The sequence below is a fragment of the Asaia sp. Ae19-3 genome (assembly GCF_059801175.1).
This window is the reverse complement of the sequence record NZ_JBCHWF010000001.1, coordinates 710,430-723,475: the sequence shown is the minus strand read 5'-3', so window position 1 is coordinate 723,475 and position 13,046 is coordinate 710,430. Positions and strand designations below refer to the sequence as shown.

The 13,046-nt window shown below is 60.4% G+C and carries 12 protein-coding genes; 4 read left to right on the top strand and 8 right to left on the bottom strand.

Going from position 1 to position 13,046, the window contains the following annotated elements; genetic code table 11:
- Positions 1-41 precede the first annotated feature (41 nt).
- On the bottom strand, positions 42-1,400 hold the full coding sequence (locus tag AAID99_RS03110) for an MFS transporter (RefSeq protein ID WP_229719508.1): 1,359 nt from the start codon (positions 1,398-1,400) through the stop codon (positions 42-44).
- 9 nt (positions 1,401-1,409) lie between these two features.
- On the bottom strand, positions 1,410-2,159 hold the full coding sequence (locus tag AAID99_RS03105; RefSeq protein WP_188425287.1) for a dienelactone hydrolase family protein: 750 nt from the start codon (positions 2,157-2,159) through the stop codon (positions 1,410-1,412).
- Between the two features lie 310 nt (positions 2,160-2,469).
- Between AAID99_RS03105 and AAID99_RS03100 the strand changes: the two genes are divergently transcribed.
- Positions 2,470-3,810 (top strand): GntT/GntP/DsdX family permease, encoded by a 1,341-nt coding sequence (locus AAID99_RS03100; protein WP_188425286.1) that lies wholly within the window; start codon positions 2,470-2,472, stop codon positions 3,808-3,810.
- A 116-nt stretch (positions 3,811-3,926) separates the two neighbouring features.
- Here the strand turns inward: AAID99_RS03100 and AAID99_RS03095 are convergent, their stop codons facing one another.
- Together AAID99_RS03095 and AAID99_RS03090 are read right to left on the bottom strand one after the other, a co-directional pair.
- On the bottom strand, positions 3,927-4,283 hold the full coding sequence (locus AAID99_RS03095; protein WP_188425285.1) for an MmcQ/YjbR family DNA-binding protein: 357 nt from the start codon (positions 4,281-4,283) through the stop codon (positions 3,927-3,929).
- Positions 4,284-4,405: 122 nt separating this feature from the next.
- On the bottom strand, positions 4,406-5,317 hold the full coding sequence (locus AAID99_RS03090) for a LysR family transcriptional regulator (protein ID WP_498493127.1): 912 nt from the start codon (positions 5,315-5,317) through the stop codon (positions 4,406-4,408).
- Between the two features lie 97 nt (positions 5,318-5,414).
- Here AAID99_RS03090 and AAID99_RS03085 point away from each other — a divergent pair, with 97 nt between their 5' ends.
- Positions 5,415-7,064, top strand: a complete 1,650-nt coding sequence (locus AAID99_RS03085) for an alpha-keto acid decarboxylase family protein (RefSeq protein ID WP_498493126.1) — start codon at positions 5,415-5,417, stop codon at positions 7,062-7,064.
- Positions 7,065-7,096: 32 nt separating this feature from the next.
- The gene (locus AAID99_RS03080; RefSeq protein WP_498493125.1) at positions 7,097-7,798 is read left to right on the top strand and encodes a YitT family protein; all 702 of its coding nucleotides are present in this window, start codon (positions 7,097-7,099) and stop codon (positions 7,796-7,798) included.
- A gap of 38 nt (positions 7,799-7,836) precedes the next feature.
- Here the strand turns inward: AAID99_RS03080 and AAID99_RS03075 are convergent, their stop codons facing one another.
- From AAID99_RS03075 to AAID99_RS03060, 4 genes are read right to left on the bottom strand one after another with little or no spacing between them, the layout of a single operon-like run.
- Positions 7,837-8,430 (bottom strand): cysteine hydrolase family protein, encoded by a 594-nt coding sequence (locus tag AAID99_RS03075; protein ID WP_188425282.1) that lies wholly within the window; start codon positions 8,428-8,430, stop codon positions 7,837-7,839.
- The gene (gene der, locus AAID99_RS03070; RefSeq protein WP_188425281.1) at positions 8,427-9,833 is read right to left on the bottom strand and encodes a ribosome biogenesis GTPase Der; all 1,407 of its coding nucleotides are present in this window, start codon (positions 9,831-9,833) and stop codon (positions 8,427-8,429) included. Before der ends, AAID99_RS03075 begins: the two co-directional genes overlap by 4 nt.
- A 3-nt stretch (positions 9,834-9,836) precedes the next feature.
- Entirely contained in the window at positions 9,837-11,228 is a 1,392-nt protein-coding gene (locus AAID99_RS03065; protein WP_229719506.1) for a PQQ-binding-like beta-propeller repeat protein, read from the bottom strand.
- On the bottom strand, positions 11,228-11,920 hold the full coding sequence (locus AAID99_RS03060; protein WP_188425280.1) for a tetratricopeptide repeat protein: 693 nt from the start codon (positions 11,918-11,920) through the stop codon (positions 11,228-11,230). The genes AAID99_RS03065 and AAID99_RS03060 overlap by 1 nt, the downstream gene beginning before the upstream one ends.
- Positions 11,921-12,067: 147 nt before the next feature.
- Between AAID99_RS03060 and bla the strand changes: the two genes are divergently transcribed.
- On the top strand, positions 12,068-12,997 hold the full coding sequence (gene bla / locus AAID99_RS03055) for a class A beta-lactamase (RefSeq protein WP_229719505.1): 930 nt from the start codon (positions 12,068-12,070) through the stop codon (positions 12,995-12,997).
- The last annotated feature ends 49 nt before the right edge of the window (positions 12,998-13,046 follow it).

The following is a 13,046-nucleotide window of genomic DNA, read 5'->3' as shown; positions in this document are numbered from 1 at the left end:
TAGCCCGGCCACAGACGGGAAGGCGCCTCACAGCTGAGCGATCAGCGCTTGGAACCGAGCCGTAGCGTCCGCCCGAGACTGAGACCGGCGCCGAGCCATGCAATGATCATCGCACAAAGCAGGCAAAGCGTTGAGGCATGGGTGCTGAAACGAAAGACGCTCGCCACCAGCAGCGCGCCCAGCGTCTGCCCGCCAAGCCGGGCGACTGAAACAAGACCGCTGGCACTCCCCTCGCGGCCACGGGGGGCTGCAAGCATCATGACGCGATTATTGGGGGGCTGAAACATGCCAAAACCCGAGCCCGCAAGCCAGGTACGCCAGATGATGTCGAAATTGGACGCATCGTTCGGCAGCATCCACAACAGGGCAAAGCCGCATCCCGTTATGGCAAGACCAAGGCTCGAAAGCTGCGCTGCCGGTATCCTGTCCGCCCAGCGTCCGATCAGGAACGACATGCTGGCCACGCCCACGGCCCAGGGCGTAATCAGAAAACCCGTCACGGTCACGGGACGCTGAAATACCGTTTCCAGCGTAAACGGCATGGCAATGATGAAGAAATTCGACGCAACAAAACCGGTCATACCGACAATAAAAGCGATCAGGAAAGACGGCACGCCTAGCAGATCGACGGGCACGACCGGCTCGCTGCTTCCCCGTTGATGCCGCAGCAGGGCCAGCCAGCAGGCCATGCCGATGCCAGACAGCGCCAAGGCGCTGAAGAGCCCGCCATGCACCAGATCATCAACGCCGATCACCGTGAAGGTAAAGGCCGCGACCGTCAGACAGATTGCAGCGAGATCAACCGCCTTCTCCGAACGCGGTGTCACCGGCAGGGCGAAACTGGCCATGCCAAGAGCAAACAGCCCAAGCGGCACATTGATCCAGAAAATCCACGGCCAGTCAGCCACTGACATGACCAGGGAGCCCACTGTCGGACCGAGCGCCACCCCGGTACCAATAATCAGCCCGTTGAGAGCGAGGCCCTTGCCGAGCGCTTCCTTGGGATAGATGAAGCGGATAAGCGCGATCGCCACGCTCATGATACTGGCCCCACCAACCCCCTGAAGAGCGCGGGCCAGAGCCAGTTCGAGCAGGCTGTGAGACAGGGCGCATAGCACGGACGCCACGAGGAAGATCGCAATACCCACCCGACACATGCGCGCAAAGCCGATGCGCGCGCCAAGAGAAGCCAGGGGCAGCAGCATCGATAATGACGCCAGCTGATAGGCATTGATGACCCAGATCGACTGCGACGAGGCAATATTCAGGTCATGGGCAATGCTCGGCAAAGCGACATTGGCCACGGCATAATCAAGAACAGAGAGCAGCACGGCAAGCGCAACGGCGAGCATCGCCTTGGCGCGTTCCCAGCCGTAAAGCCCCTCACCGTGCTGCACCATGGCCATCGCTCAGGGCTGCGCCATGAAGACGCGCTGGAAAAGCGCATTGGTCCAGCTCATGCCCTGCAGGAACAGCGCCGCGTCAAAACGAGGGGCTCCGTCGCGCAGGAAGGCATGCTGGCCATCAACTTCGTGCCATTCAAGCGCCACTTCCGCCTGCTCCAGCGCATCGCGGATCTGGCGACGGCCCTCATAGGGCACATGCGGATCATGACGGCCCCAGACCATCATGATCTCGCCTTTGATCTCTGCAGCACGGGCTAGCGTACCGTCATGGCGCTCACCGCCCAGCGTGCCGGTGTGCAGATCGGTCGCGTAGAAACAGCCAGTCGCCTCAATGGCCGGGTTCAGCGCCGCGCGAAAGGCGAGATGCCCCCCGAGGCAGACACCGAAAGCCCCGAAGCGGCCGCTGCATGCCTCATGGCCGCGCAGCCAGTCGATCAACGCGACATTGTCGCTGTCGAACTGCCCGACAGGCTTGGTGTATTTCAGCTCGTTGCCCCGATCCGTGCCGGGCTTGTCATAGGCCAGAACGCAGCCCGCCGCCTCGTATTCGTGATAGACTTCGGGAACAGCCACCAGATAACCCTGCCCCGCAATCATGGCGGCCAGACGCTCGATCGGCGCCGTTACCTGATAGATTTCCGAAAACAGCAGAATGGCCGGGAAGCGCCCCTCTTTTGTGGGACGGAACAGATGCACGCGCATCTTGCCGGTCGGGGTGTCGATATCCGCTTTCTCGTCGGTGCGAATCAGCATGCCAGATCTCCCTGTTCGGTCTTGGCGCCCCCGGCTCTTTCGGGGTGAGAGAAACCACCTGACAGAAAAAGAGACATGACGCGGCGCCAGAAGCGAAATGATCCTTTTGCATAGTCCGGTTCAGGCCGGGGCGCCATGCCTGCCGACCATCGCGACTCGTTTCACGGCTTTCGGAAGGGTTGGATCGATCCAGATTTTTTTGGCGCCGGACCAGCCCTGACGCGGCTTGTAAGATTTCTGCCCAATATGTGAACATCAGACGCGTCTCAACACGTTGACAGAAATCCGTTTCCGGTCCCGAGATCACGCCATGTCTGCGCTATTTGCCATCTCCCTCGCCACGGCCGCGATCCTCGCGATCGTCGTTCTCATCGCCTATTTCAGGCTCAACCCCTTCATTGTCCTCTTCACGACCTCGCTGGCTCTGGCGCTTGCCGCCGGTATGCCTGCCGACAAGGTCGTCAAATCCTTCGAAGAGGGCGCTGGCCATGTTCTGGGCCATGTCGGCACCGTCATCGCGCTCGGCACCATGCTGGGCAAGATGCTGGCGGAGTCTGGCGGCGCAGACAGGATTGCCCTGACCATATCGAGTTGGGCCGGACGATCGCGCGTCGACTGGGCCATGATGGTCATTGGTCTGCTGATCGGTCTGCCGGTCTTCTTCGAAGTCGGCTTCGTGCTGCTGATCCCGCTCGCCTTCGTGCTTGCGGCGCGTACCGATACGCCGCTTTTGCGTGTTGCTCTGCCTATGGGCGCGGCTCTTTCCGTCACCCATGCCATGATCCCGCCCCACCCGGCGACGCTGTTGGCGCTCTCGGCCTATCACGCCAATACGGGCCACACGATCTTTCTCGGCATCCTGATCGGCACGCCGATCGCGATTATTGCAGGGCCGCTTTATGCCCGGTTCATCGCGCCGCGTGTTCCCCTGACCGAGGAAAACCCGCTGGCGGAGCAATTCGTCAATCGCGAACCGCCGAAGAACATGCCCGGTTTTGGCATCACAGTTTTCACGATTCTCTCACCCGTGGTTCTGATGCTGATCGCCTCGATTGCCGATCGCGTTTCCGCCCCCGGTACGAGCCTCAACACGGCGCTGCATTTCGTGGGCAATACCGATATCGCCCTGGTTCTGGCCGTCATTCTCTCCTTCTATGTGCTGGGTCTCGCCCGCGGCTTCTCGCGCGACACCATTCTGAAGTTCACCAATGAGTGCCTTGGCCCGACCGCGCTTATCATGCTGCTGGTCGGCGCGGGCGGCGGCTTCGGGCGTGAGCTGGTCGATAGCGGTGTGTCCAAGGTCATCACCGACACGGCACTGGACTTCAATGTGCCCATTCTGGTGCTGGGCTGGCTTCTGGCCGTCATCGTTCGCGTTGCCTGCGGTTCTGCCACGGTTGCCATGAGCACGGCATCGAGCATCGCAGGTCCCATCCTGCTCAAGAGCCACGGCGTCTCGCCTGAGCTCATGGTGCTCGTCACCGGCGCCGGATCGGTCGCTTTCGGCCCGATGAACGATGCAGGCTTCTGGCAGATCAAGGAATATCTGGGCCTGACCGTGCCCCAGACCATCAAGACCTGGTGCGTTATCGAAACCCTGATTGCCTTCCTCGGCCTCGGCTTCTGCCTGATGGCTTCAATGGTGATCTGACGGATCATCCTGCTCACTGGCATGCGCCCTCACAGCGAGGGGCATGCCAGTCTTGTAAGCTAGCCGACACAACAACTGCATCAGAACGCGACGCGTCCCAGCTGGGAACGCGCGAGTTACCGTGTCAGCTCGAAACTATGATCGATAAGATCGAACAGCGTTTCTCGCTTGACCCTGCCGTCGAGCAGGACACTCAGCCAATGGGTCTTGTTCATGTGATAAGCAGGCCGGTATCCGGGCTGGGTTCTCAGATCATCCACTTTCATGGGCGGAGATTTGACGTCGATTAGGTCACACTCCCCTTCTCCCTCGAGACCGAGCCGGTCTTTGGCGACAGTCATAAGCAGACAGAACCATTTCTCGTCCCCCGGATGACGGAAAACTGCATAATCAGGATATTGCGCGAAAGTATAATCGGGGCCGATACCGTAACGGCGCTGAACGTAGTCCTGTATTTCCGATCTTTTGATCATGTTCTTTTTCTTTCTGAGAGCAAAAACCTTCCTGAATGAAGCGTGCTGACGAAATTTCAGGCGCTCGCTTCAGACAAGATCAATAACGCAGACGTTCGATATCCGATGCAGGACTGCTCCCGTCAGGCGAGGATGGATCGGGTGAAATGATCCAGGCAGACAGACCGCCACGCCTCGCCTGCAGGTGACAGAACATGGTCGCGACGCGTTGCGAGGGCAAGTTCGAACCCCATGGTCGGTGCCAGCAGATGCAGCGCGTTGAGACCCTCCATCCAGCTTCCACGACACAGGGCGGAGGGCACGATTCCAAGACCCACACCGGCCCGCACCATGGCCATCAGAAGATAGATATCCCCTGTGCGCCCCGCTGCTCTGGGCACGGCACCATGCTCTGCATAGGCCTGGGCGATGAAGCTGTTGATCTTGAAGTCTTCCCTGAGCAGCACCACGCGCTCTTGCAGGATATCGGCCAGACAGCAGCTTTTGCTGTCGCTCAGGCGATGCTGATCCGGTACCACGAGACAGAGATGATCCCGCCCGAGTGGGTAGAGGTGCAGATCCTTTTCACCAATCGGAAGGATGAGCGCTGCAATTTCGGTCTGACCTCCGCGCAATCGGGGAATCAGCCTGTCCGATGGGCATTCATCGATCTCGAGCATCACCCCTGGATACTGGCTGCAGAAACTCTCGATGATTGCCGGAAAACAGATTGAGGAGATGGCGGGGGGCACTGTCACGCGCAAAGGGCCTTCGAGGCTCTCCCTGTCAGCCGCAAGCACCTCGCGCAACGCAATTTCCTCGCGCAGGGTGCGCTCGGCATAGCGGCGGAATATCTCGCCCTTCTCGGTCAGCAGCACCGCTTTCTTGCTGCGTATGATCAGCCTTGTTCCGAGTTTGGCTTCAAGTGCCTGAATGCTCTGGCTGATGGAAGGCTGACTGATGTTAAGGGCCTCACTGGCTTTCACGAAGCCCCCCTGACACACGACACTCAGAAAATGATTGAGTTCACGAAAGGTGATCTGGGGCTGGATCATAGTCAATCACCTATCTTCTCTATCAAAAGATCATATTATCTTATGTGTTGTCTTTTCGGTAGAGCCTTGGAAATCCAACCGATGGAGGGTTTCCGAGATGAGTTCGACCGTCATTGAGCATCTACTGGATAGACTTGCAGCCCTCGGCATAGACCATGTGTTTGGCGTTGCCGGCGATTACGCGTTCCCGATCGAAGATGCTGTCTGTGCCCGCGACGACATGCGCTGGGTCGGCAGCTGCAACGAACTCAACGCTGCCTACAGCGCCGATGGCTACGCGCGCATGAAGGGCATGGCCGCGCTCAGCACGACCTATGGCGTTGGCGAATTGAGCGCCCTCAACGGCATCGCAGGCGCTTTTGCCGAGCATCTGCCGCTTATCCATATCGTCGGCATGCCTGCCTCTGCGGTCATGACATCGGACCGCCTGGTGCATCACTCGCTCGGCAACGGGACATTCATGGCGTTTTATGAGGCCTGTGCGGCCTTCACCTGCGCCCGCGCCATTCTCACCCCTGAAAACTGCGTCGAGGAAATCGACAAGGCGCTTGCAGCACTCAAGACCCATCGTCGCCCGATCTATTTCGGCATCCCGTCAGATCATGCCGGAGCCGAGGCAAAACCAGCTACGCCCGCGCCTGTTGCAGCACCGGCGAGAGACGACGCGAGACTTGCGTCCGTCGTCGAGCGTATCACAGCGAAATTGCAGGCCAGTTCACAGAGCTGCATCCTGCCGGGCAATCTCTGCGACCGCTTCGGTGCGCTGGATCTGGCGCGTGAGTTTATCAGGCAATCCGGCCTGCCCCATGCCACGATGTTCGCGGATAAGGGGATGGCCCTCGAATCCTCCCCCCTCTATCTGGGGCTCTATTACGGCCATCTGCTTCACGAGAACATCGCGTCTTTTGTCGAGGCAAGCAGGGTCATACTCGGTATCGGCGTCCAGCTTTCGGATTTCAACACGGGTGCCTTCACCGCACGCCTGCCGGAAGAGCGTCTCATCAACATCCTGCCCGACCATGTCGTGATCGGTGGGGAACGTATCGACGGCGTTGCCATGGCTGATGTTCTTCAAGGGCTTATCGCCGCCTGCACGAACCTGCCCTGCTTCGGCGGCACCGTGCCACATCAGAAACTTCCTGAAGCGTCAGACGGGGCAGCGCTTTCTTCAGGAACGCTCTATCACGATATCCAGACCCTGCTGCGACCCGGCGACATCGTTGCGGCGGAGACAGGCAATGCCTCCATGGGCCTGTCTGAAATCCGTCTGCCGGATGGCTGCGCCTATCACAACCAGACACTCTGGGGGTCGATAGGCTGGGCTACTCCCGCCGCTTTCGGCATGGCCATGGCCGAGCCCGACAGACGGGTCGTGCTCGTGACCGGTGAAGGCTCGCATCAGCTCACCACGCAGGAACTGGGCCAGTTCGCCCGGTTTGGCCGCAAGCCGGTTGTGCTCATCATCAACAATGACGGCTATCTCATCGAACGCCTGCTCTGCGCAGATGGCGAAACCTATTACAACGACCTCGCCCAATGGCGTTACAGCCTGCTGCCAGAGGCGTTCGGTTGTCATGACTGGGTTGTCAGCTCGGTCAGCACGCGTGAAGCCCTTCTGGCAGCTTTCGAGGCCTGCAATACCGACACGCATCGTGCGCATTTCATCGAAATCAAAATGAAGCGCTACGACGCCGCTCCTGTCGCCATGGCGCTGCATGGTGCCATCGACACACTCTACGACAGCTGAGCCACCCACCAACCAGACGGATTGACCCTGCCATGCCCCCCTGTGCCGCCTGCGCCACACTCGATACAGCCGACACACTGATGCTCAATGACGCACCTGACGCCAGCATAGCTGAGGAAACAGCAACGCCCTACGCGCCGGGGCTGCGTCACACCCTGGCTGAAGATGTCTACGCCTTTCTGATTGGCTGCTCGCTTATCGTCATGGGGCTGGTCTGTCTGCACAAGGCCGGACTGGTGACAGGCGGCATGGCCGGCATCGCACTGCTTCTGTCCTATCTCGTTCCGGTATCGCCGGGGATGTTGTTCACGCTCATCAACATTCCCTTCCTTGCCTTCGCGCTGCGTGCCATGAGCCCCGGCTTTGCCGTCAGAACCATGATCGCCAGTTGTGGCGTGACGTTTTTCGCAGGGCTGATGCCACGCGTCATTACGGTATCAGAAATCGACCCTCTGTTTTCTGCGCTCTTTGCGGGCACCATCATCGGGTTGGGTATTCTCTGCCTGGCACGCCATCAGGCAGGGGTCGGTGGCACCGGCATCGTCACGCTATGGCTTCAGAAAACGCGTGGCATCAATGCTGGGCGTGTGCAGATATCGATCGATATCGTCATCATGGCAATCTCGGCGCTGTTCCTGCCAGCGCACAAGATCCTGCTTTCGCTGCTAAGCGCCGCTGCCACGAGCGGGATCCTGATCGTCTATCACCGCCCGGGTCGCTATATCGGGCACTGAAACAAAAAAGGGGGCCGAAGCCCCCCTTTGCGCATCGATCAGGAAAGCGTTTCGAGAAACGCCTCTGAAGTCATCGGATGGGAAAACATGGGGTAGGTATAAGCAATGGCGGCCTCATGCTGCGCCTGAGACAGCGTGGCGGTGCAATCTGTAAGGGTTACAACGTCATAGCCACGCTCATAGGCGCTGCGCATTGTCGATTCGACACAGCAATCAGTCAGTAGCCCACCCAAGGCAATGCGCGTGATTCCGTTCTGGCGCAGGACAAAATCAAGATTGGTGCTGGCAAAGCCGCAAAGGCCGCGCTTACCAGCGATTACGATATCGCTCTCATGGGGCTTCAGACTGTCGACAATCTGCGCGCCCCAGCTACCGAGACGAAAGGCATTTGTCGCCTTGACCCCGGCCAGAATACCATAGGGCGCCGCCGAGAGTTCAGGATATCCTGACGCAAACTCAATCGGGACCCAGATAATCCTGACGCCCTTGTCACGCGCTTCTTTTACCAGCGCTTCAGTATGCGCCAGCATGTTGGTCCGGTTCAACTCGCTGCGCACGCCCTCATGCAGGGCGCCTCCCTCTGAAAGGAAGTCGTTCTGATATTCAATCAGGACAAGCGCGGACTGACTCATGACTTGTTCTCTGCATAGGGGTTTTTCGTGCCACGCAGCTGCAGACGGATAGGCGTTCCCGGCAGGTGGAACGTCTCGCGCAGCCCGTTCACCAGATAGCGCTTATAGGCGTCGGGCAACATCTCGGCACGCGTGCCGAAAAGGATGAATGTCGGCGGACGCGACTTCGCCTGCGTCATGTAGCGCAGCTTGAGGCGGCGCCCATCCACCAGAGGCGGCTGATGACGCTCGAGTGCGCCTTCGAACCAGCGATTGAGTTCGCCTGTCGTGACACGGCTGTTCCAGACCTCATGTGCGCGACGCACGGCGGGAAGGAGCTTGTTCACCCCTGCCCCGGTCAGCGCAGAGAATGTCACGACGGGGATGCCGCGCATCTGGGCAAGCGATGTCTCGATACGATCGGCAATGGCCTGACGCGTGGCGGCGCGATCTTCGACCGCATCCCATTTGTTCAGTGCCAGCACGCAGGCGCGGCCTTCTCGTTCAATCAGGCGGGCAATTTGCAGATCCTGCTCATGCACACCGAGCGTGGCATCGAGCGTAAGAACAACGACCTCGGCCATCTTCAGGGCCTCGATCGAGGCTGAAACCGACATGCGCTCGAGATCCTGCTCGATACGGGCCTTGCGACGCAGGCCAGCCGTATCGACAAGCTGGATCGGCCCGATTTCGTCATGCAGCGACACGGCAATCGAATCGCGCGTCAGACCCGGCTCCGGCCCGGTGATCATGCGCTCTTCGCCAAGCAGGCAGTTCAGGAGCGTCGACTTGCCTGCGTTCGGGCGACCAACGATCGCCAGACGCAGAGGTCCTGCCGGACGCTCTTCGATCTCTTCGCTTTCGTCTTCCACGGGCTTGCTGCGCGAGCGCGTCTTGATCCGCACACGCTCGCCCTCGGGCAGGCGGTCGGCAATCTCGCCCATGAGATGGGCAATCCCCTCACCATGTTCGGCCGAGAGCGCCAGAGGCGTCCCCAGACCGAGCGAATAGGCCTCGATCACCTCATTGGTGGCTGCCGAACCTTCGGCCTTGTTGGCCAGAAGCAGGACAGGCTTGTTCTGCTTGCGCAGCCAGGCCGCGAAATGCTTGTCGGCAGGCGTCACACCGGCGCGCGCATCGATGCAGAACAGCACCAGATCGGCCTGCGCCACGGCAGATTCAGATGACGCACGCATACGCCCGTAAAGCGTATCGGGCGCGGCCTCTTCGAGACCAGCGGTATCGATCAGTCGGACCTTGCGCCCGCGAAGGAGCGCCTCTCCTTCCTTGCGATCGCGCGTTACGCCCGGCATGTCAGACACGATGGCCTGACGACGCCCTACCAGCCGGTTGAAGAGAGTCGATTTGCCGACATTGGGACGCCCGGCAATAACGACGAGCGGAAGGGAGAGAGAGTCAGTCACGGATTAACCATATGCGTTCAGATTGCCATCCGTAGACAGCACAAGCACCTTGCCGTCACAGATGATGGGTTCGACCAGCGTAGGCAGCTTGGTCTTGAGAGGGGCATCGGCCTTGCCGGTCACGGCGTCAACAACCTGCAGTCCGGTCTCTTCAAGCGACGAAACGCAAACCAGCTTGCCATCGCCCATGACCGGGCCAAGCCAGGTCACGGCGTATTTCTGCTTGGTCTCGTTCTTGAAGCGGCGCAGGTCATGAATCCAGCGCACATGGCCAGACAGACGATCAAGGCAGGCAAGCTGCTGATCGGACGAGATGATATAGAGCCAGTCACCCACGATCAGTGGCGTGTTCTGACCGCTGGCTTCGCGCTCCCACAGGCGACGGCCGGAGCGCATGTCGATGGCGACAAGCACCTTCGAGAGCGAAATTGCGTAAGCCGTGCCGTCCTTGACGACCGGCGCCCCGCGGACGCAGGCCAGATCGAGCATGGCACCACGACCATTGGAGCCGCCGAGCGAATCGCTCCAGACCAGTTCGCCCGATTCGGCACGCAGCGCCACGAGATCGCCACTGCCGAATCCGGCCACGACGACGCCATTCGCAACGGCAGGGGCGGCCTGACCGAAGATGACCGTATCGGCTTCAGTTGCCTGATAGGTCCAGATCTGTTCGCCGGTCTCGGCATTGAGCGCGAATAGACGCTCGTCGATGGTGCCGAAGAAGACGCGCCCATCAACGATCGTCGGCGCCGAACGCCCGGGCACCACTGTCTCGGCACGCCATTTGACCTTACCCGTCTCGGCAACGACGGCAATCACCTGACCGACGCCGTCAACGATATAGAGCGTATCCCCGGACACACCCAGACCGCCGCCGATATCGCTCGAACGCGACTTGCTGCCCTTGGGGATGAACGTCCAGAGCGGGCTCATGGCAGGCCAGGTCCAGGCACGCACGGTGCCGACACCGTCACGGGTATAGATGCGGCCTGCATCAATGACCGGCGGCGACTGGATGGCACCACGTCCGTTCGGACCAAGTGCTGCAAAATGCAGGAAAGCAGGCTCGGACACGCCATGGCCGATGGAACGCGACCAGGCGAGATGCGGCCCGGCCCAGTTCGTGTTGACCGAAAGATGGTCAGGCACACGCCCTACGACAGGATAGGCAGCGACAGGCTGTGCCGGCGGCAGAACGATCGGCGTATGATCTTCCTCGTCGATCACCAGACCGGCGCCGGTGGACAACACGTCATAGCGCTTGCCTGCCAGAACGGGCTTGGGATCATCTTTGAAAATGCCGCAGCCGGAGAGCAGGGCCGTGCCTGCCAGAGCCGAGCCCAGAAAAAAGCGACGGCCGGGCGCACGCACCATGGTCTTGTTCTCGATAGGCATCAGCCGGCTCCGCCAAAGGTTTGCAGAAGAATGGAAGCGCGCTGTCTGACACCGTCAGGCGCATCGGGAGACTGGGCAAGGCCCAGCAGAAGGCTATGGGCTTCGTCACGCTGCTTGGGAGTCGCATCGGCGCGCAGATCAAGCGCGACGAGGCTCTCCTGAGCGAAGGCGCGCCAGGGGCCCGTATTGGCGGCAAGGAGTTCGAGCTGCTTGCGCGTCTCGGTCACATCGGCATCGTTGATATGGCTGTTGAGCAGAAGCAGACGGGCCAGTGCCTTGAGAGACGGATTGGCGTCCTGCGTATCGATCACGCCCTGCCACGCCTTTCTGGCGCCTGCCATATCGCCTTTCTGAGCAAGAAGCTGTGCCAGCCTAAGAGCAGAAAAGCTACGTGTCGCACCGGGCGCAGTCGAGGCGAGATCGGCCAGAATCGCCTGATTCTGTTTTTCGGATTGGGCGCGCAGGGTCGCATCCGGCTGAGGCGCCTGGAGCGCCTCTATCGCCGTGAAATAGCGCCGCGAAGCCTCTGCCTGGGCCTGATGATGGCGATGGATCTGCCACTGCCATCCACCGACGCCAATCAATGCGATCAGTGCCGCACCGATCGCTACACCTCCGAAACGCCGGGCGGTAGCGCGCAGCTCAGCTGCACGCATTTCCGCCTGGGCCTGACTGAAAAACTCGTCTGCCACCGTGATCCTCTTGCGACACTATCGCGGCGAGCATACAGACGCCGCGACAATGCGGCAAATCGCTTTGTCATTATGCTGTCGCATCGGTCAAACTTCGGCCACAAGCACTCCTTACAGAGACCTTTTGTCACAGGAGAGACACCTTCCATGCGTTCAGCGCCCGGTATGAAGATGGCGAGACGACGTTTTCTCGTCAGCCTTCCCCTGATCGGGATCACCACCCGCAGCGCCTTCGCAGCCGACGCGGCCGCAGTTCCCCCGCCGGACGCACAGCGTGATGCGCTCGCCGTTATCGCGCGACGCTTCGAGAAAGAGTCAGGCGGTCGCATTGGTGCTCATCTCTTCTGCCCGGAGACCGGCGCCGCCCTGTCATGGCGTGGCGAAGAACGCTTTCTGATGTGCAGCAGCTTCAAGGCGTCGCTGGTTGCCTGCGTTCTCGAACGCTGCGACAGAGATGTCGATGACCTGACTCATCGACTGGCTTTCGTCGATTCCGACTTCAAGGACAACTGGGCACCAGTTGCCCGCGCAAACCGGGATGCGGGCAGTCTCAGCATCGCGGCGCTTTGTGCCGGCGCTGTCACCATGAGCGACAACATCTGTGCCAATATGCTGCTGCGCCATATCGGCGGGCCAGCCGTGCTGACCCGTTTCTGGCGTGAGAGCGGCGATGATGTGACCCGTCTCGATGCGTTCGAGCCCGAACTCAATCGTCCCTCCGCCGACCCGCAGGCCAACACCACAAGCCCTGTTGCCATGGCGCGCACCCTGCACCGGCTGATCCATGGCACGCTGCTGCACCCCCATTCCGCAGCGCTTCTGCGCGGATGGATGATCAGCTGCACGACCGGAACCCATCGTCTGCGCGCGGGGCTTCCACCACACTGGGTCGCCGGAGACAAGACCGGTAATAACGGCAAGGATATCAGCGCCGATATCGCTTTTGCCGCACCCGAAGGCCAAGCAGGCAAATCGGTCATCATGACCGCCTATACGGCGGGCGGTACACCGGATGAAACGCGGTTTCGCAAGGTGTTTCGTGACATTGGCGCCCTGGCGCCCCAGCTTGTCGGCTGAACGCGAAAAGGGTGGGGTTGCCCCCACCCTTTCACAAAACTCTCAATGA